The following is a 19,765-nucleotide window of genomic DNA, read 5'->3' as shown; positions in this document are numbered from 1 at the left end:
TGCTTTGACAAGAAAAAAGGCAAAAGGTAACTAGTAAAATAAGTATACGCATAAAAAAGGGGGCCTAAAAGCCCCCTAATTTAATTCAAATATCTGATTTATGCAGAATGGTTTACTTTCTTTCCAAAGAAGTATAATCCGATAAATGCTACGATTAAGATGGCAGGGAAAATCAACATATTAGAAAGTGTAGCTTGTCCAGCAGCTAAATCGGCTGCATCACCCGCTAAACCTGTCGCCTCAGCAGCCACTTTGTTTTCTTGAATCCAAGCTCCGATGATAGGTTGGAACATGGAAGAGGAGAACATACCGATACCGCCCAAGATAGATAATCCCAGAGCACCCGTTTTAGGCATAGTTTCACTTACATAGCCTAACATGTTTGGCCAGAAGTAGCAAATACCTAATGCAAAGAATACAGCTGCTACGTATAACATAGAACCGTCCATCGTAGACATCATGTATAAACCAATAACACCAAAGATGGCAGAACCTAAAAGAACACCTACAGTGTTTAATTTATGGATGATTGGACCAGCAAAATAACGACCTACCGCCATTAATCCAGTTACAAGAGCTAAGATCAACATCGGACTAGCACCCGCTTTTGCTAAGATTGGACCAACCCATTGCTGAGGACCAAATTCAGAAATAGCTGTTAAAGCCATACAAGCTGCCATAAATAAATACAATGGATTTAACATTGCCTTGAAACTATCCAAAGCATTCTCTGCACCAGCACGAGGCTTAGGGAAAGCTTGACCGTAGAATAATACGGCATAGATAGCTGTAGGGATTAAAATAACCCAAATTTGCGCTTGCCAAGGCATAGACGCATCGGTCATAAATTTAGAGATCAATGAACCAATCACGATACCACCTGGGAACCACATGTGAAAACGATTCAATTTACTGTTAAAATCCAATCCTGAATAAGAATCAGCAATCATCGGATTACAAGCTGCTTCAGTACAACCGTTTCCTAAACCAATCAAAAGTGTTGAAATCAACAAAGTATCATAACCTGTGGCATAAATAGTTAAAAGAATACCAATGGTGTGTGCGATCAAGGCAATTTGCATGATCAATTTTGGTCCAATGGCCGAATAAAAAACCCCACCAAGAATCATGGATATCGGGAAACCTAAGAACCACATTTGATTGATATGGCCTAATTGGACCGTATCTAAGTTTAATTCTGCTCCTAATTGCGTTAGGATACCTGCTCTAATGCTAAAAGAGAAGGCCGTCGTAATAAGCGCAAAACAGCTAGCATAAAACAGACGATTTGCATTAATGGTTTGACTCATAGTTGTTTAGATTTAGTTAAAGGGTGAAACAACGTTTTTTCTTGAAAAATTAAAAATTAACATTAGAAAAATCATGTCAAAAAAACGAAAAGATTTTCAAAGTTTCCTATTAAATTGAAAATATTTTTAATATTTCATTAATTCTACAGCGCTTTTGGCTCAAATTAGTATATTTAGAGTCAATTTTTTAAAAAAATCTAAATCAATAAAGATATGATTCAGGGAGGATCTTCCACACAGGCTAAAAACCGTCAAGGCAGAAAAATCCGAATGGGGATGATTGGTGGTAGTTTAGAAGCATTTATTGGGGCAGTACATCGCCGTGGTTCCCAATTAGATGGTGAAATAGAACTAGTTTGCGGAGCATTCAGCTCAAGTGCAGAAAAATCGAAGGTAACAGGCGCCGCCTTGTATTTAGAACCTAGTCGTGTATACGGATCATACGAAGAAATGATTCTACAGGAAAAGGCCTTGCCGGAAGGTGAGCGGATGGATTTTGTATCCATAGTTACACCCAACCACCTGCATTTTCCAGCGGCCAAAATGGCTTTAGAAAATGGATTTCACGTCGTTTGTGATAAGCCTGCAACGTTAAACCTAGCAGAGGCTAAGGAATTAAAGAAAATCATTGATGCTTCGGGACTTATCTTCGCTTTGACCCATAATTACACGGGATATCCGATGATTAAGGAAGCCAAGCATTTGGTTGATTCTGGTGAATTAGGAGAAATCCGTAAAGTCATTGTGGAATATCCTCAAGGTTGGTTAATCGATCTAGTAGAGGCTACTGGCCAAAAACAAGCAGCATGGAGAACAGATCCGGCGCGTTGTGGCGCTGCTGGAGCCATTGGTGACATTGGTACTCATGCTGAAAACTTAGCAGAATATATCACTGGATTACATATTGATGAATTATGTGCCGACTTAACCATTTTTGTAGATGGCCGTCAATTGGATGATGATGGAAACATTTTGATCCATTATAATAATGGTGCTAGAGGCGTTTTGCATTGCAGTCAAATATGTAATGGAGAAGAAAACGACTTAAACATCCGTGTTTATGGTTCAAAAGCTGGAATTGTTTGGCACCAAATGGACCCCAATACATTGATTATCAAGTCGAGAGATGGAGGTAGTAGAACTATTCGTACCAATGTGGGTACCCTTTCTGCTCAAGCACAAGCTCATACGCGTCAACCAGCTGGACATCCAGAAGGATACGTTGAAACCTTTGCTAATATTTACCGTAATTTTGCTTTTGCCCTTCGCGCTCGTTGGGAAGGTAAAGAGCAAGATTCTATGTACGATTTCCCAGGAATCGATGAAGGAATTAAAGGAATGGCATTCATCGAAAATGTGGTTAGATCATCTAAGGATAATACAAATAAGTGGACCAAATTTGAAATTTAATATAGAACAACATGACAAAAATTAAAGTTGGAATCGTAGGTACAGGCTTTATTGGACCTGCTCATATTGAGGCATTAAGACGATTACCGAATGTAGAAGTAGCTGCACTTTGTGAAGTTACTATTGAATTAGCTGAAGCAAAAGCGAAACAATTGGGAATCCCTCGTTGGTATACTTTCGATGAATTAATGAAACAAGATGACATCGAATGCGTACATATTTGTACACCAAACTTCCTACACTATTCTCAGTCGAAAGCGGCCTTATTAGCTGGCAAGCATGTGGTTTGTGAAAAACCGTTGGCGAAAGACTTGCATGAAGCGGAAGAATTAGTGGAATTAGCGGCCAAATCAGGTAAAGTGAATGCCGTCCACTTTAATTTACGTTATTATCCTTTGGTACGCCAAATGAAAACCATGCGTGAAAAAGGTGATTTAGGTGAGGTTTACTCGATCATTGGTTCATATTTACAAGATTGGTTGTTTTATGAAACAGATTACAATTGGCGTTTGGAACCAGATAAATCAGGTGATTCTCGTGCGATTGCCGATATTGGATCTCACTTAATGGATATCATTGAATACATCACAGGCTTAAAAACGGTAGAAGTGATGGCTGATTTTAATACGGTACACCCTACACGTAAGAAGCCATTGAAAGCCATTGAAACCTATTCTGGCAAAATGCTTCAACCAGAAGATTATGCGGATGTCAACATTACGACGGAAGATCATGCCAATGTATTATTACGTTTTGACAATGGCAATCGTGGATCGATTACAGTATCTCAAGTTTCGGCTGGACGTAAAAACCAATTGAAATTAGAGATTTCTGGTTCTAAGAAAACCTTTGCTTGGAATTCAGAAGCTCCTAACGAAGTTTGGTTAGGTAATAGAGATCAAGCGAACCAAGTTTTAATGCGTGATCCATCTTTGGCATATCCTGAAGCCTCTGCGATTATGACCTTCCCTGGAGGACATAATGAAGGTTTCCCAGATACATCAAAACAGTTATTTAAGGAAGTTTATGCGGCTATTGAACAAGGAAAACAACCGGAGAAGCCTAGCTATCCAACCTTTGCAGACGGATACCGTGAATTATTAATTTGTGAAAAAATTCTTGAAAGTACCCGCAAGCAAGCGTGGGTTAAAATTTAATAACTATGCAAACCATCAAAGGACCTGCCATCTTTTTAGCCCAATTTTTGGGTGATGTGGCTCCATTTAATACATTAGACGGAATTACTACCTGGGCAGCAGGATTGGGATATAAAGGAGTACAAATTCCATCTTGGGATCCTCGCTGCATTGATTTACAAAAAGCAGCAGAATCAAAAACATATTGTGACGAACTGAAAGGTATGCTGGCTGCGAAAGGCTTGCAAATCACCGAACTTTCTACTCACTTACAAGGCCAATTAGTAGCGGTAAATCCTGCATATGACATCATGTTTGATGGATTTGCACCAGACTCAGTGAAAGGCAATCCAAAAGCTAGAACAGAATGGGCTGTTCAGCAATTGATGTATGCAGCTAAGGCATCTGAAAACTTAGGATTGAATGCACACGCTACTTTTTCTGGTGCCTTGATGTGGCATACGGTATATCCTTGGCCACAACGTCCTGCTGGATTAGTTGAGCAAGGTTTTGCCGAATTGGCTCGTCGTTGGACACCTATTTTGAATAAATTTGATGAGTGCGGCGTAGACCTTTGCTATGAAATTCATCCAGGTGAAGACTTGCATGATGGAGTTTCGTACGAAATGTTCTTGGATGCTGTAAAAGGACACAAACGTGCCAATTTATTATATGATCCATCTCACTTTGTATTACAGGCTTTGGATTATAAGCAATACATTGATTTCTATCATGAGCGAATCAAAATGTTCCATGTGAAAGACGCTGAGTTTAACCCAACAGGTAAGCAAGGTGTTTATGGCGGATATCAATCATGGGTAAACCGTGCAGGTAGATTCCGTTCATTAGGAGATGGTCAAGTGGATTTCAAAAGTATCTTTTCTAAATTAACCCAATATGGATATGAAGGTTGGGCTGTTTTAGAATGGGAATGCTGCATTAAAGATCCAGTACAAGGCGCTACTGAGGGTGCGCCATTCATTGCTAACCACATTATCAAAGCCACAGAAAAGGTATTTGATGATTTTGCTGGCGGCGGCGCTGATGAAGAATTCAACAAGCGTGTATTAGGATTATAAGAATATAACTATTCATGCTTTTACCAGCTTTTTGCTTAAACGCTGTCAAGGTTTGGAACCTTGACAGCGTTGTAAAAGCATGAACGATTTCAAAAGGAATAAAATTGTCATATTCCTAGAATTACCAATTAACTGATTTCCTCCGTTAATTATCAATCATAAAAAGTCATTTTTGGAAAAAATCCCCTAGCTTTCGGCAAGGCTGTCAGCGTTTGGAACGCTGCCAGCCTTAGGGAAAAATCAGCTATTTTTCGATCACAGTTCCCAATTCTTGGGAAATATTTTTCTGAATTTCCTTATAATGTATAAAATCCAATAAAAGTGCATTCATAGCTTCAGCATCTCCTTGAAATGATTCCATTTTTTCCAATGTCTCATGCAAATGCTGGTCATTATATACTTTGCGTAAACGTAAGACATTTTTAAATGCCAAATCCTCTAGCATCTCATCTTCCAACTTTACACGAATATCATGCTTATCCTTCCAAACATCTGATAAGCTATGCTTGCCCGCACTGATATCAATGGCAAACTTTTGAATATCTTCATTCTGATGATGCAAATAAAACTCAGGAGCAGGAAAGCGATGCTGGTTAAATTGAGCTTTACAAATTTCTAAAATCTCCTCAAAAAGTGGGGTTTGAAAATGAGTTCCTTCCAACTCTTCAATCAAATACTGCATCAACGTAACCCCTGGAGCCTTGGATGGGCTAATTTCCAAATGACCAAAACTAACAAGTAACCGTATACATTCCGACTCTTGATAATAGGCTAAATTAGTTTGAGTTTCAGTGGACATTTGGCCCGTAGGTTCCATGATTTCCTGAATCTCCTGCCACTGCTGATTGGAAATAGATTCAGAAACGTTAGCTCCTGCCCCACCTCTTTGCTTCAAATTTTTTAAATGGATTTTATTTAATTCAGCGATCAATACATCTTCGTCCAAACGCATCAAGGACGCCGTTTTTTGAACAAATAAACTGCGTTGAATCGCGTCTGGAATCTTGGAGATACTTTGAACCATCTCCTTAATTAATTCTGCTCGCTTGAAAGGATCATCACCCGCTTCTTTCAAAAACAAATTAGCCTGAAATGAAATAATATCCTTAGATTCTGATTTGATGTATTCCAAAAATGCTTCATATCCCACCTTCCTGACAAAACTATCTGGATCCTGACCTTCTGGGAACACCACTAAATTAACCTGCAACCCTTCTTCCAAAATTAAATCCATCCCACGCAAGGCTGCTTTGATTCCAGCGGAATCACCATCATATAAAACGGTTACATGCTGGGTAAATCGACCGATCAATCGGATTTGTTCCACTGTCAAGGAAGTTCCTGAAGAGGCCACCACATTCTTTATTCCTGCTTGATGCAAAGAGATTACGTCCGTGTATCCCTCTACTAAGTAACAAATATCCTTAGCCCGAATTTCATTTTTAGCCTGCGAAATACCATATAAGGTGGCCGATTTATGGTAAACCTCAGTCTCAGGAGAATTCAGGTATTTAGCCTGATTTTTGGCATCCGATTTTAAAATTCGAGCACCAAAAGCAATCACTTTCCCTGCTACACTATGAATGGGAAAGATGACGCGATTTCGAAATCGGTCATACACTTTACCTTCCTCATTTTTTTGAGTCACTAAACCAGCTTTTTCAATGATTTCTTGACTGAATCCTTGCTTAATAGCCGTTTTATAAAAAATATCCCAAGATTCTGGACTATATCCTAAATCAAAGGTTTGCAAGGTTGTATCTGAAAATCCACGTTCTTTGAAATAAGGAATGGCAATGGATTTACCTTCCTCTGACTCAACTAACTGCTTTTTGAAAAACTCTTTGGCAAATTCTAAAATAATCAACAAACTCTCCCGCTCATTCTGTCGAACGATTTGATCATCTGTTAATTCTTCTTCCTGAATATCTATGCCATATTTTTTGGCCAAATGCCGTAATGCCTCACCATATCCCAAACCCTCAATATCCATGATGAACCGGACAGAATCCCCAGCCTTACCACAACCAAAACATTTGTAGATTCCCTTACTTGGCGAAATGGAAAAAGAAGGAGTCTTTTCCCCGTGAAATGGACAGCATGCCCAATAGTTGGCACCTTTCTTCTTCACCGTCACATAATCTCCTACCACGTCCGCTACGGCAGCCGCTTGTTTGATTCGTTCAACGGTTTCAGGATCAATGCGCATGAAATTACAATAATAAACCCGCTAAAGTGGCTGATAAATAACTCGCTAATGTTCCTGCGATTAAGGCTTTAAATCCTAATTTGGCTAAATCACTACGACGAGAAGGTGCTAATTCCCCAATACCTCCAATTTGGATGGCCACTGAACTAAAATTAGCAAATCCACACAAGGCAAAGCTCGTAATGGCAACAGTTTTAGGGTCTAATGTGTCTTTTACCTTCATCATATCTAAATAGGCAACAAACTCATTTACCACCATTTTTTTACCCATTAACGCTCCAGCTACTTCGATATCAACAGAAGGAACACCCATAGCAAATGCAAAAACGGAAAAGACCTTGCCTAATAGTAAATTCATAGAAAGCGCTGGCATACCAATCCAATTCCCAATATGACCTAAGCCTAAATCTACTAAAGCAATCAAGGCGATGAAACCAATTAACATCGCAATCACATTCAAACCTACTTTTAATCCTTCGCTGGCACCAGCAGCAATGGCATCGACCAAATTGGCATGCGATTTTTGTTTTTCTAATTTAACAGCTCCCTCTGTTTCTGACTTCTCCGTTTCTGGGAAAATAATTTTGGATATCACCAAGGCCCCAGGTGCTGCCATTAAACTGGCTGCTAATAAATAAGCAGCTGGAACTCCCAATGAAATATATACTGCCATAACACCTCCTGCTATACAAGCAAAACTCCCTGTCATGGATGCCATCAACTCACTGTTTGTCATGTTTTTCAGATAAGGCTTAATCATAATCTGAGCCTCTACTTGTCCAACAAAAGTGGATGCCACATTAGATAGCGCCTCCGCACCACTAACACCCATCAACCAGTGAACCACCTTTCCGATGGCTGCTACAACGCGTTGTAATATTCCCAAATGATAAAACATGTTCACTAATACTGCCACAAAAATGATGGTTGGCACTACTTTAAAAAAGAAGATATAATCATTGCCAGAACCAAAAGCACGCGACATCAAGTCGCGATTCACCAAGGACCCGAACACAAATTGAGCTCCTTTATCAGCTTGCCCCAACAAGGTATTGATGGAATCCCCCAACCATTGGAAAATGGCTTGACCAGTATCTGTTTTTAGGATAAATACAGCCAAAAATATTTGTAAAAGCAAACCCACCCCTACTGTGCGGTAATTAATCGCTTTCCGATTATTGGACATTAAAAATGCAACTCCCAGAATTAAAACAATCCCCAATAGCCCCGTAAATCTTTCCATAATACTATATTGATGTTCGTGTATGCCTAAATTTTACCTTCCAATGTAACTGTAAATTGATCAAATGGCAATTGACTAACCAAATCATCCTCTTTTATTTCATAAAATGCCTGATGAATATTGAATGGATCATTACTTTCCACCTTCCAATAGGAGCCGTCTTCCTGCATTTCGTAGGAATTTACGGTATCTCTCAAATTCCATAATAAAATGGTAATGGCCATGTTTTTCGCTCTTGGATTAACCAATTCAAATAAAGATTCAATTCGACGGTCAAAACTACGCACCATGACATCCGCAGAACCACCGTAAACTTTTGGCTCTCCTGCATTGTGAAAATAAAATACTCGCGTATGTTCCAAATAATTACCTACGATGGATTTGATGTAGATATTTTCGGATAATCCTTTTCTTTGAGGTCTCAAACAACAAATTCCTCGAACAATTAACAGTACAGGAACTCCCGCTTGAGAAGCTTCATACAGCAACTCCATGGTATGAGTATCTTGCAATGAGTTGATTTTCAAACAGATACCTGATGGCAAACCATTCTGATGATTTTCCATTTCGGTTCTAATCATTTCCAGCAAACGATTTCTCATATCGCGTGGGGCCGTTATCAAATGCTCATAATGAGTCGGCATAGAATGCCCCGTGATAACATTGAAAAATTCCGAAATATCTTGAGTAATGCGGCTATCCGTCGTTAATAATCCAATATCCGTATACAATTTGGCTGTATCTTCATTGTAATTACCAGAGGAAAGATGCGCGTAACTCATGACGTAATTTCCTTCATTCCGAATCACTTGCAATAATTTGGTATGCGTTTTTAAACCTGGAATACCATAAATCACAAAGCATCCTGCCTTTTGTAATTTAGTTGCTTCTCGTATATTATTTTCCTCATCAAAACGAGCCTTTACCTCAAACAATACCGAAACGTGTTTTCCTTGTTCGGCTGCCCTTAATAATGCGTGTGAAATGCGAGAATTTTTTGAAATACGATACAAAGTGATTTTGATCGCTAATACATGCGGATCATCAGCAGCTTGATCAAGCAATTGAACCACAGGGTCAAAATTATTATAGGGGTGATGTAGTAAAATATCACCTCTTTTCATCGTCTCGAAAATATCATCAATCTTCACCGACTTCAATCCTAAAGCAGGAACTACAGGAGGATTGGCCGCCATTTTCCCTTTGAACTCAGGGTGTTTGACGATTTGCCAAAAGGCAGTAAAATCTAAAATGGACGACTTGATGAAAATATCAGATTTCTCCAATGACCAGCGTTTCAACATTTCTTCCAACAGAAATTCAGAATGTTCCTTCTCCACCTCCACGCGTGTCACTCGTCCTAATCGGCGATCTTTAATTTTCTTTTTAATCTCATCCACAAAATCGATTTCGGCATCTTCATGTTCTACCACGTCAAAATCACCATTTCTGGTAATTCGGAATAAGGTAGTCGACTCTATTTCAACATTACGGTACAGCACTTGAAGGTGATGGCGGATTAATTGTTCTATCGGTAAGAAAAGGACTTTCTCATCTCGTTCAATCACATAAAAACGAGCCAAATTTAAAGGAATTTGAACAAAAGAGATCTTTTTATCTTTCTCCGACTTGTGCTTTCCATGGGTCTTTTTATCGGAAGCCCCTATGGTCACTACCCCAAAAATCAAGGTTTTGGCCAATAAACTGGGGAAAGTATGGGTATGGTCAAAAACCATGGGAGTTAACATGGGGTAAATGGTCCGGTGGAAATAGGTCTCCACTTCTTGCATTTCTTCCGATGTTAGATCATCCAAATTAGCCAATAATAAACCATTTTCAGGAAAAAGAGGTAGTATTTCCTCAACAAACAGGCGGTGTTTCTCCTGACTAAACTCTTGAGCAGAAGCAATCAAGGTTTGTTTGAATGGTACTTCTCTCAAACCAGAATAATCCGTCCTCTCTTTTCCAAAATCAATGTAATTATACAAGGACCCAATGCGAATCGTAAAAAACTCATCCAAATTTGAAGCCGTAATAGCTAAGAATTTTAAACGATCAAATAAGGTTCGTTGATCATCTCTCGCCTGATCTAAAACTCGCTCATCAAACTTTAACCAAGACAAATCCCTGGAGATAAATTTCGACTTTGCAATGATGTCCTTCGACTTTTGCATCGCCTTCTCAATTTTCCACGAAGAATCCTTAGGGGCGACCAAATTGATCTTCCAATTCTTAGGCTTTAGTAATGACAAAAGATTCCCTGTGGAGGAATCTTTTGTATCGCTATGTTTGACTGCTTTATTCGAATGATCCATTGTTTATTTAGGCATTTGATTGTTTAATAGCTTCATAATCTGAACCCAAGCGTCCTACTTCTTGAACGAGGTATCGCTGAAGCTCAATATTAAAAACCTTCTTTTCCTCCTCATTTAAGCTCGCATAATAGTCCTTCAATTCTTGATTGATGACCTTTTTCTCAGCTTCATCGGCCGCATTAATGGCTCTGACATGATACGATTTAAAGTCAAACTGCATGCTTCTAAACGTCTACTTTTGCGTATTTAGCATTTTTTTCAATGAAATCTCTACGTGGAGCTACTTCATCACCCATCAACATGGAGAACAATAAATCTGCCTCAATGGCGGAATCAATGGTCACTTGTTTCAAAGTCCTAGATTCAGGATTCATAGTTGTTTCCCATAATTGCTCGGCATTCATCTCTCCTAAACCTTTATAACGCTGTACTCCTACATTATCTTCTTTACCCCCTCCAGCTAATTCCTGAACGGCTTGATCTCGTTGTACTTCTGTCCAAACATAACGCACATTTTGTCCTTTTTTCACTTGGTATAAAGGAGGCTGAGCAATGTAGATATAACCATTATCCACTAATGGACGCATATAACGGAAGAAGAAAGTTAATATCAAGGTACGAATGTGGCTTCCATCCACATCGGCATCCGTCATGATGATGATTTTATGATAACGTAATTTATCAATATTCAAGGCCTTCTCATCTCCATCTTTACCAAAAAAGACGCCCAAAGCGGTCATCATGTTTTTGATCTCCTCGTTCTCATAGATGCGGTATTCCTGCGCTTTTTCTACGTTCAAAATTTTACCACGCAATGGCAAAATAGCTTGAAAAGCACGATTACGTCCTTGCTTGGCTGTACCACCCGCAGAATCTCCCTCGACTAGGTATAATTCACAAACTTCAGGATCTGAATCAGAGCAGTCGGCCAATTTACCAGGCAAAGAATTAGAACCTAACACTGTCTTTCTTTGAACCATTTCACGAGCCTTACGAGCCGCATGTCTCGCTTGAGCTGCTAAAATAACCTTAGCCACAATTAGACGAGCCTCTTTAGGGTGTTCTTCCAACCAAGACTCTAACATGTCTGACATAGCCGAAGAAACAGCTCCAGACACCTCTCCATTACCTAATTTGGTTTTGGTTTGACCTTCAAATTGAGGCTCTGCTACTTTCACAGAGATAACGGCTGTTAGACCCTCTCTAAAATCATCCCCTGCAATATCGATTTTTAGCTTTTCTAAGGCTCCTGATTTATCTGCATAATTTTTCAAAGTACGCGTTAAGGCTCCCCTGAAACCAGCTACGTGTGTACCTCCTTCTATGGTATTGATGTTATTTACATAAGAAACCACATTTTCAGAATAGGATGTATTATACAACATAGCTACTTGAACCGGAACACCATTTTTATCACCCTCCATATAAATAGGCTCAGCAAATAATGGCTCACGGGTAGCATCTAAATAGGATACGAACTCGCGTAAACCGCCTTCTGAGAAAAACTCTTCTGATTTGGCTACGCCATGCTCATCTAAATCACGTAAATCCGTTAAAAATACGCGAATACCGGCATTTAAAAAGGATAATTCACGTAAACGACCAGCTACCGTTTCATATTTGTATTCGGTAACAGTAAAAATACTTTCGTCTGGTTTAAACAACACGGAAGTACCTGTTTTATCGGTAGTGCCCACTTCCTTTACGGGATACTGCGGCACACCGATTTTATATTCTTGCTGGAAAACCTTCCCTTCTCTTTGAACGGTAACTTTCAAATCCGTCGACAAAGCATTCACACAGGATACACCGACCCCGTGAAGACCTCCAGAAACCTTGTAAGTATCTTTATCAAATTTACCCCCAGCGTGAAGCACCGTCATAACCACTTCCAAAGCAGAACGCTTCTCCTTGGTATGCATGCCCGTTGGGATACCCCGACCATTATCTTCTACCAAGATGGAATTGTCTGTATTGATGGTTACTTTGATCATATCACAATGACCCGCTAATGCCTCATCAATGGAGTTATCAACCACCTCCCATATCAAGTGATGAAGGCCTTTAAATCCAGTATCACCGATGTACATGGAAGGGCGCTTACGAACCGCCTCTAAACCTTCTAAAACTTGGATATTATCTGCACCGTAATTTGCTCTATCTAGAGCCGCCGAATCTTGTGCTTCTGACATAATGATGTGTAAAAGGGTTAAATGAAGAACTCCCTATTTCCATAGGGCAGTCCTCTAAAAAATCTTGAATTAATTTTTTAAAAATAAGGATTTTTTCCCTGAAAAACTATAATTCAACAGGGAAAAAATGCACAAATTCTTAATGTTTGAAATGGCGAATTCCTGTCATGACCATGGCCATTTGGTTGGCATCACAGAAATTAATGGAATCTTGATCCTTGATAGATCCTCCTGGCTGAGTAACTGCCACAACGCCTGCTTTACTTGCAATCTCTACACAATCTGGGAATGGAAAAAAGGCATCAGATGCCATCACCGAACCTTGCAAATCAAAGCCGAATTCTTTGGCTTTTTCAATCGCTTGTTTCAAAGCATCCACCCGAGAAGTTTGTCCTACTCCTGATGCTAACAACTGGCCTTCTTTGGCTAATACAATGGTATTGGATTTAGTATGCTTACAAATCTTCAAAGCAAAGGCTAAAGCTCTTTTTTGCTCTTCAGTAGGAGCCCAATTTGTTACCGTTTTGAAATCAGCCACTCCTTCCATCACCAAATCTTTATCCTGTTCCAAAACCCCATTCAACAATGTCTTGAACATCACTGCAGGAAACTCCACTTGATTTCTCTTCAAAAGAATACGATTCTTCTTTGTTTTTAATATCTCTAATGCCTCCTCCGTAAAGGATGGAGCAATTAAAATTTCACAGAACAATGGATTGATGGATTCAGCCGCAGCCTTGTCCACCTCTTGATTGGTTGCTAATACCCCACCAAATGCCGACACTGGATCACAAGCCAAAGCTTTATCATATGCTTCTTTCACCGATGTACCTGTCGCCACACCACACGCATTCATATGTTTGATAATAACAAAGGCCGTTTCTTCAAACTCATCCAATAAGGACAAACAAGCATCTACATCCACTAAGTTGTTATAAGACAACTCTTTACCATGTAATTTATCAAACAATGCAGCCAAATCTCCATAAAACTTCCCTTGTTGGTGAGGGTTTTCTCCATAACGTAAGGTATGCGATGGCAATAACGTATAATTGGCCAAATCATCCGATTCTCCTACAAAATAACGCTGAATAACTCCATCATAGTGAGAGGAAACAGCGAATGCCTTTTGAGCAAAACTTCTTCTTTGTTCCAACGTTGTACCTGCACCGTTTACATCAAATATGGAAGAAACATCTGCATACTGATCTCTTGAAGATACAATTAATACATCGGCAAAGTTTTTTGCCGCACCACGAATCAATGAAATACCACCAATGTCAATCTTTTCAATAATATCTTCATCAGAGGCGCCTGAAGCAACTGTTTCTTCAAAAGGGTACAAATCCACCATAACTAAATCCAAAGCAGGAATTTCATATTGTTTAGCCACTTCCACATCAGATGCGTTATCACGTCGGTACAAAATACCTCCAAATACTTTGGGATGTAAGGTTTTCACACGACCTCCAAAAATGGAAGGATAGCCCGTTAAGTCCTCAACGGCAACAACAGGAATACCTAATTCTTCGATAAAAGATTGAGTTCCACCTGTTGAATACAAGGTAACTCCTTCTTCATGAAGTTTTTGAATGATGGGCGCTAAACCATCTTTATAATAAACAGAAATTAAGGCTGATTGAATTTTTTTAATCGACATGGAGCTTGGAAATAAATGAAGCCACAAAGGTACGAATTAAAACAAAAATCGACTAATGTAAATGCGAGTGATTATTGGAATAGATGGCTACAATTAGTTAAATAAAATCCATACGCCATTCTCGGACATAAAAAAAGGAATCCATAATTTGCATGGATTCCCAAAATTCAATTCGATGAGATTTACTTTTTACTTTTCTTGTTCAAAGCCTCATAACGCAATAAGCTTTCTAAATAATAGTAATCTGCATAAACTAATGGAACATCTATTTCAGAATTCAAAGATTTAGCCCCAACGCAATGCTTAATCAAGAAATTATTATTCTCCCCTAATGCAGCCCGATAAGCTGGACTTGATAAAGCACTTAACATGGTTACTGCGTCTTGGTAGTATCGCTTCCCCTTGGCACCAGAATATGTACTCAACTCAAACAAAGCCGAGGCAGTAATCGCTCCTGCTGAAGCATCCCGCTCTTCATTGGGGATATTGGGGGCATAAAAATCCCAATAGGGTATTTTATCTATTGGCAAATTAGGATGGTTTAAATAAAAATCGGCAATCTTTTGTGCAAAATCTAAGTACTTTTTATTCTTGGTTTCACGGTACATGGTGGTAAAGCCATAAATAGCCCAAGCATGGCCACGTGTCCATGTTGACTCATCTTGGTAACCTTGGTGCTGTTTCTTGGCTAAGACTTTTCCTTCTTCATCATACAACACAACATGATAACTGGAATAATCAGGGCGAAAATGATGTTTGATCGTATTTTCTGCATGGGTAATAGCAATGTCATGAAAACGCTTGTCGCCTGTTTCACGATAGGCCCAAAACAATAGCTCTAGGTTCATCATATTGTCAATAATAACCGGATATTTAAAGCCTCCTTTGAAGCTATTCCAAGACTTAATAACACCTACTTTGGGATCAAATCGAGTGGATAGGGATTTAGCAGATTGAATTAATACTTGTTTAGCTTGGGGGTCTTTGGTTAATCGCAATTGATTTCCAAAAGAATCAAACATCATAAATCCCAAATCATGAGTACCCTTGTTGAATTGTTCTTTCTTTACAGCGGCAGTCCATAGCCTAGCAGCCTTCTCCCATTGCGGATCTTTGGTTTTCTCATACAAGAACCAAAGACTACCTGGAAAAAAACCAGAACACCACCAACTAGAGGGCATATTTCGATATGTTCCATCGGGTCGAGCAGAATGAACTGTCGTGCTCGTATCTGGATGATCCGCCAACATTCGTTGATACTGCTGACCTGCCAAAGCAAACTGCTGGTTGACATCAATTTTCTGAGCAAAAAGTCCTGTGCTAATGAAGCACAAAATTAAATAGACATGTTTCATAGTTCCGTATGGTATTTCAATAGGTTTAAAAGATTTAAAACAAACCCCCATTTATAATTTAAAACTTATCATTTATAATTTAATTACCTGCCCATCCAGCCTCCATCTACTGTCAGGATAGTTCCATGAACATAATTAGAAGCTTCCGAAGCTAAAAACACCAATGGCCCTTTAAAATCATCCGGGCTACCCCACCTTCCCGCCGGGATTCGACTTAAAATAGACGAACTACGATCCGGATCATCACGAAGCGCAGCCGTATTATCCGTAGCAATATAACCAGGAGCAATGGCATTGACATTGATTCCTTTGGATGCCCACTCGTTGGCCAAGGCCATGGTCAAACGGGCAATGCCCCCTTTGCTTGCTGCATAGCCCGGAACATTAATTCCTCCTTGAAAACTCAATAAGGAAGCGGTAAAAATAATTTTACCAGAGCCTTGTTTCAACATGATGCGACCAATCTCCCGACTCAAAATAAACTGCGAGGTCAAATTCACTTCTAACACTTCATCCCAATATTCATCGGAGTGATCTGCCGCAGGATCACGTAAAATCGTTCCTGCATTATTGACTAATATGTCAATTCTAGGAAAATCATAGCTGACATTTTTGATGAGCTGGTACAAAGATTCTCGATTGGAAAAATCGGCCTGATAGGCTTTGAATTTTCGTCCCAGAGAAAGAATTTCTTTCTCGATTTCAGATCCTTGTAATTCCAAATTAGCTGATACACCAATAATGTCGGCACCAGCTTCTGCCAAACCTATGGCCATAGCCTTACCTATACCTCGCTTACATCCAGTTACTAAAGCTACTTTTCCACTTAAGTCAAACATCTTAGTTTCAATTTTACATTCAAAAGCTGAATCTTAGTTAAAATTACTCAATAATAAATTCAACTGAATCAAAATTAATCTACTTTAAATGAAAGAAAATATTCCTCAAATTTTATTTAGATTAGGTTATGCTTTTAAAATAAAATTTGCATTTTTGAGTAATTAAATTTTGTAGAAATGGCTAAGAAATCTAATCACGTTGTACCGTCTCTTTCAGGAGGCTGGTCAGTAAAAAAATCAGGGGCTACTAAAGCATCAAGAAATTTCGATAGGCAAGAACAAGCTATCCAATATGGCCGGAGATTAAGTATACATGAAAAAACCGAATTTTATATTCACAAAAAAAATGGAATTATTCAAAATAAAAATTCTTATGGAAATGATCCAAATCCTCCTAAAGATAAAAAATAATGGATTTTGAAAAGAATATTTTCATTAATTGTCCATTCGATAAAACATTTATAAATGATATGTTAAAGCCAATTATATATATAGTTTTAAAAAATGGTTTCAATCCAAGACTTTCTCTTGAAGTATCCGATTCTGGACAATCTCGGCTTTTAAAAATAACTGAAATTATTAAGCACTGTAAATTTAGTATTCATGACCTATCAAAAGTAAAATCAACAAAAGCAAATGAATTTGCTAGAATGAATATGCCTTTTGAACTCGGCATTGATTATGGCCTAAGAAACTCTGAAGTTAAACCACTGGGTGAAAAACAATTTTTGATTCTAGAGGCAAAAAAGCATGATTATATGAAAGCTTTATCTGACATAAATGGTCTTGATACAAAAGCCCACAAAAATGAACTAAAAGAGCTTTTTATATGCCTATATTCGTGGTTTAGTGAAACTTTAGGGATAAAAAAGCAAGATCCCCCACAGAAAACTTTAGATGATTTTATGCAGTTCAACGCATGGTTATATGAAGAACAGTTAACCAAATTTAAAACGGAAAGTTTAGCATTGGATAGCATTCAAAACATAACCATTCCAGAGTATATTCAAGAAATAAAAGATTATTTGAATCCATAATGAAAGCTTTAATTAATTTTACTTCAAACTAACAATTCATCCTTTTCCTATATTGATTCGGACTTTCACCAATCGTTCTTTTAAAAATTTTAGTAAAGTAAGACAAAGACTCAAAGCCACAGGCAATGGCAATATCGCCTATGCTATGATCCTGTACCAGCATTTTCTTCGCTTGGGTGATGCGGTACTGATTCACATAATGGCTAAAGGTGAGTTGCGTTTTTGATTTAAAATACCGGCAAAAGGCTTCTTTAGACAAATGACATTTCTCGGCTATTTCATCCAAAGGAATAGATTCCATGTAGTGATTTTCAACCCATTCCTTCACGATTTTCCAACGCTGCTGATTCTTTTGTGAAGGATTTTCCCAAGTCGCCATTTCATTCAAATAAATGGGTTTCATTTCCTTAGCCAACACTTGAAATATCGACAAAATCTCTATAAACTGATCAAAATGTGACTTGTCTGGTAAATCGATTAATCGTTGACCCATTTCCTCTTTCCTGTTTCCTTCAAAAACGATTCCCGTTTTTGCCCTTTCAAATAATTCCTTGATTGCGTTTAATTCTGGTACTTCTGCCCAAGTCCTCCCCAAAAAATCTTCCTTCATCTGTACCACAATTTTACGATAGGGCACTTTTAAGCCATAATCAAAATTTAAATGTGGAATGTGTGGCCCAATAAACACCAAATCACTTTGCTGGTACAGACTCACATGATTCCCTACTCTTCGAGGCCCTGCCTCCGCTTCGATGTACAGTAATTCATATTCTGGATGAGAATGCCACATATAAAAATCCTGCAAATATGGAGTCTGCAAAATCCGAAATGAACTTTCTTCCTGAATTTGTATGGCTTCAAATTGAACTTTCATTTTAATCAAATTGATAAATAATTCCCTATACTACACAATAAATATCAATATTGTTACAAAATTGGTTAATTCCATCTTAAGACCAGAAATTGACATGGGCTAACTTGCATCATTCAAATTTCAATCAAAACATGTTAACAAAAAACCCAACCCAGATCACCATGGTAACCATGAATGCTCATTTAGACATTCCAGGAAATCCGTCTCTCGCCAAAAGCAGCATCAGTCAATTGAATAATGGAACTTCTTCTGAACCACTACGAGCATTAAGCAAGGAAGAATTCAAATTCTGGAAAAGGGAAGGCTATATCGTGGTAAAAAATGCCATCTCCAAAGAACAAGCTGCTCAAACAGCGCAAGCTATTTGGGACTTTGAAGAAAAAGACCCTGCTGACAAAAGCACTTGGTATACTCCTCCTAGGTCAGAAATGCAAATGAAAGAACTGATTGGTTCAGGCATGGTAGAAATGTACAACCATCCTTTACTTTGGGCTAATCGACAAAGTCAACGAGTATATGATGCTTTTGTGGATGTGTGGGGAACTGAAGATTTATGGGTGACCATCGATCGTTGCAACCTCAATTTTCCTGTTCAAGCCGATAAACCATTTAAAGGATTTATTCACTGGGATTATGATCCAGAAACAAAACCCGTGAATGTACAAGGGGTATTGGCTTTAGTAGACCAAACAGACGAAAATATGGGAGGATTTCAATGCATTCCCGAATTGTACCGTACCTATGATACTTGGAAATTAAGTCAACCCGAAGATAGAGATCGATTTAAGCCAGACACGACGGGGTTTCAACTGACCAAAATAAAAATGGAAGCCGGAGATTTACTTATTTTTAATAGCCTGTTAGCTCATGGAATCCGACCTAATTTAACTCAAGATAAAGTACGTGTAGCCCAATATATTTCCATGATGCCGGCAGAACCCAATAACCAAGTTTTGATTGATTGGCGGATTAATTCTTGGAAAAATAAAATCGCGCCAGAAGGTTATGCTTTTCCGGGAGACCCCAGAGGAAAAGAAAAAACACAGCCAATAGCAGAGCTAAACGAGCTTGGAAAAAAACTGTTGGGTCTGGGTTGACCCGATGCA

16 protein-coding genes are annotated in these 19,765 nt (G+C 38.7%); 6 read left to right on the top strand and 10 right to left on the bottom strand.

What is annotated here, in order from left to right; translation table 11 throughout:
* Positions 1-98: 98 nt before the first annotated feature.
* Positions 99-1,310: an MFS transporter gene (locus U0R11_RS04045; RefSeq protein WP_406749923.1), complete on the bottom strand. Its 1,212-nt coding sequence runs from the start codon at positions 1,308-1,310 to the stop codon at positions 99-101.
* Positions 1,311-1,580: 270 nt separating this feature from the next.
* Here U0R11_RS04045 and U0R11_RS04040 point away from each other — a divergent pair, with 270 nt between their 5' ends.
* From U0R11_RS04040 to U0R11_RS04030, 3 genes are read left to right on the top strand one after another with little or no spacing between them, the layout of a single operon-like run.
* Complete coding sequence (locus tag U0R11_RS04040) at positions 1,581-2,720, top strand: Gfo/Idh/MocA family protein (protein ID WP_406750044.1); 1,140 nt, start codon at positions 1,581-1,583, stop codon at positions 2,718-2,720.
* 11 nt (positions 2,721-2,731) lie between these two features.
* Positions 2,732-3,877 carry a Gfo/Idh/MocA family protein gene (locus tag U0R11_RS04035; RefSeq protein WP_166375277.1) on the top strand — a complete coding sequence of 382 codons (1,146 nt, stop codon included), beginning with the start codon at positions 2,732-2,734 and terminating at the stop codon, positions 3,875-3,877.
* Between the two features lie 5 nt (positions 3,878-3,882).
* Positions 3,883-4,935 (top strand): sugar phosphate isomerase/epimerase family protein, encoded by a 1,053-nt coding sequence (locus U0R11_RS04030; RefSeq protein ID WP_406749922.1) that lies wholly within the window; start codon positions 3,883-3,885, stop codon positions 4,933-4,935.
* A gap of 244 nt (positions 4,936-5,179) precedes the next feature.
* Here U0R11_RS04030 and dnaG read toward each other — a convergent pair whose 3' ends face one another.
* The 8 genes from dnaG to kduD form a co-directional block, all read right to left on the bottom strand.
* Positions 5,180-7,144, bottom strand: coding sequence for a DNA primase (dnaG, locus tag U0R11_RS04025; protein WP_406749921.1), 1,965 nt, complete (start codon positions 7,142-7,144; stop codon positions 5,180-5,182).
* A 4-nt stretch (positions 7,145-7,148) separates the two neighbouring features.
* Entirely contained in the window at positions 7,149-8,387 is a 1,239-nt protein-coding gene (locus tag U0R11_RS04020; protein ID WP_406749920.1) for a NupC/NupG family nucleoside CNT transporter, read from the bottom strand.
* Between the two features lie 26 nt (positions 8,388-8,413).
* A complete protein-coding gene (gene ppk1, locus U0R11_RS04015; protein ID WP_406749919.1) occupies positions 8,414-10,702 on the bottom strand; it encodes a polyphosphate kinase 1 in 2,289 nt (762 codons plus the stop codon).
* A gap of 7 nt (positions 10,703-10,709) precedes the next feature.
* Positions 10,710-10,922 carry a hypothetical protein gene (locus tag U0R11_RS04010; protein WP_406749918.1) on the bottom strand — a complete coding sequence of 71 codons (213 nt, stop codon included), beginning with the start codon at positions 10,920-10,922 and terminating at the stop codon, positions 10,710-10,712.
* Between the two features lie 4 nt (positions 10,923-10,926).
* Positions 10,927-12,894, bottom strand: a complete 1,968-nt coding sequence (gyrB, locus tag U0R11_RS04005) for a DNA topoisomerase (ATP-hydrolyzing) subunit B (RefSeq protein WP_406749917.1) — start codon at positions 12,892-12,894, stop codon at positions 10,927-10,929.
* A gap of 139 nt (positions 12,895-13,033) precedes the next feature.
* The gene (gene purH, locus U0R11_RS04000) at positions 13,034-14,554 is read right to left on the bottom strand and encodes a bifunctional phosphoribosylaminoimidazolecarboxamide formyltransferase/IMP cyclohydrolase (RefSeq protein ID WP_406749916.1); all 1,521 of its coding nucleotides are present in this window, start codon (positions 14,552-14,554) and stop codon (positions 13,034-13,036) included.
* A 182-nt stretch (positions 14,555-14,736) separates the two neighbouring features.
* Positions 14,737-15,909 (bottom strand): glycoside hydrolase family 88 protein, encoded by a 1,173-nt coding sequence (locus U0R11_RS03995; protein WP_406749915.1) that lies wholly within the window; start codon positions 15,907-15,909, stop codon positions 14,737-14,739.
* 83 nt (positions 15,910-15,992) lie between these two features.
* Positions 15,993-16,748 carry a 2-dehydro-3-deoxy-D-gluconate 5-dehydrogenase KduD gene (gene kduD, locus U0R11_RS03990; protein WP_406749914.1) on the bottom strand — a complete coding sequence of 252 codons (756 nt, stop codon included), beginning with the start codon at positions 16,746-16,748 and terminating at the stop codon, positions 15,993-15,995.
* Positions 16,749-16,925: 177 nt separating this feature from the next.
* Between kduD and U0R11_RS03985 the strand changes: the two genes are divergently transcribed.
* Together U0R11_RS03985 and U0R11_RS03980 are read left to right on the top strand one after the other, a co-directional pair.
* Positions 16,926-17,159, top strand: coding sequence for a DUF2188 domain-containing protein (locus U0R11_RS03985; RefSeq protein ID WP_406749913.1), 234 nt, complete (start codon positions 16,926-16,928; stop codon positions 17,157-17,159).
* Positions 17,159-17,785, top strand: a complete 627-nt coding sequence (locus tag U0R11_RS03980) for a hypothetical protein (RefSeq protein ID WP_406749912.1) — start codon at positions 17,159-17,161, stop codon at positions 17,783-17,785. The genes U0R11_RS03985 and U0R11_RS03980 overlap by 1 nt, the downstream gene beginning before the upstream one ends.
* A gap of 28 nt (positions 17,786-17,813) precedes the next feature.
* Here the strand turns inward: U0R11_RS03980 and U0R11_RS03975 are convergent, their stop codons facing one another.
* Complete coding sequence (locus U0R11_RS03975) at positions 17,814-18,659, bottom strand: AraC family transcriptional regulator (protein ID WP_406749911.1); 846 nt, start codon at positions 18,657-18,659, stop codon at positions 17,814-17,816.
* 131 nt (positions 18,660-18,790) lie between these two features.
* Here U0R11_RS03975 and U0R11_RS03970 point away from each other — a divergent pair, with 131 nt between their 5' ends.
* Positions 18,791-19,756 (top strand): phytanoyl-CoA dioxygenase family protein, encoded by a 966-nt coding sequence (locus U0R11_RS03970; RefSeq protein WP_406749910.1) that lies wholly within the window; start codon positions 18,791-18,793, stop codon positions 19,754-19,756.
* The last annotated feature ends 9 nt before the right edge of the window (positions 19,757-19,765 follow it).

The organism is Aquirufa salirivi, from assembly GCF_045310485.1.
Lineage (GTDB): Bacteria > Bacteroidota > Bacteroidia > Cytophagales > Spirosomataceae > Aquirufa > Aquirufa salirivi.
Note: the sequence above shows the minus strand (reverse complement) of the source record. Positions and strands in the feature narration are given on the sequence as shown.

What these genes read in the sequence shown, in the direction of transcription:
- gyrB (WP_406749917.1), bottom strand. Translation starts at nt 12,894, where the DNA reads ATGTCAGAAGCACAAGATTCGGCGGCTCTAGATAGAGCAAATTACGGT.
- U0R11_RS04045 (WP_406749923.1), bottom strand. Translation starts at nt 1,310, where the DNA reads ATGAGTCAAACCATTAATGCAAATCGTCTGTTTTATGCTAGCTGTTTT.
- U0R11_RS04010 (WP_406749918.1), bottom strand. Translation starts at nt 10,922, where the DNA reads ATGCAGTTTGACTTTAAATCGTATCATGTCAGAGCCATTAATGCGGCC.
- dnaG (WP_406749921.1), bottom strand. Translation starts at nt 7,144, where the DNA reads ATGCGCATTGATCCTGAAACCGTTGAACGAATCAAACAAGCGGCTGCC.
- U0R11_RS03985 (WP_406749913.1), top strand. Translation starts at nt 16,926, where the DNA reads ATGGCTAAGAAATCTAATCACGTTGTACCGTCTCTTTCAGGAGGCTGG.
- U0R11_RS04020 (WP_406749920.1), bottom strand. Translation starts at nt 8,387, where the DNA reads ATGGAAAGATTTACGGGGCTATTGGGGATTGTTTTAATTCTGGGAGTT.
- U0R11_RS03995 (WP_406749915.1), bottom strand. Translation starts at nt 15,909, where the DNA reads ATGAAACATGTCTATTTAATTTTGTGCTTCATTAGCACAGGACTTTTT.
- kduD (WP_406749914.1), bottom strand. Translation starts at nt 16,748, where the DNA reads ATGTTTGACTTAAGTGGAAAAGTAGCTTTAGTAACTGGATGTAAGCGA.
- U0R11_RS04030 (WP_406749922.1), top strand. Translation starts at nt 3,883, where the DNA reads ATGCAAACCATCAAAGGACCTGCCATCTTTTTAGCCCAATTTTTGGGT.
- U0R11_RS04040 (WP_406750044.1), top strand. Translation starts at nt 1,581, where the DNA reads ATGGGGATGATTGGTGGTAGTTTAGAAGCATTTATTGGGGCAGTACAT.
- U0R11_RS03970 (WP_406749910.1), top strand. Translation starts at nt 18,791, where the DNA reads ATGTTAACAAAAAACCCAACCCAGATCACCATGGTAACCATGAATGCT.
- U0R11_RS03975 (WP_406749911.1), bottom strand. Translation starts at nt 18,659, where the DNA reads ATGAAAGTTCAATTTGAAGCCATACAAATTCAGGAAGAAAGTTCATTT.
- ppk1 (WP_406749919.1), bottom strand. Translation starts at nt 10,702, where the DNA reads ATGGATCATTCGAATAAAGCAGTCAAACATAGCGATACAAAAGATTCC.
- U0R11_RS03980 (WP_406749912.1), top strand. Translation starts at nt 17,159, where the DNA reads ATGGATTTTGAAAAGAATATTTTCATTAATTGTCCATTCGATAAAACA.
- purH (WP_406749916.1), bottom strand. Translation starts at nt 14,554, where the DNA reads ATGTCGATTAAAAAAATTCAATCAGCCTTAATTTCTGTTTATTATAAA.
- U0R11_RS04035 (WP_166375277.1), top strand. Translation starts at nt 2,732, where the DNA reads ATGACAAAAATTAAAGTTGGAATCGTAGGTACAGGCTTTATTGGACCT.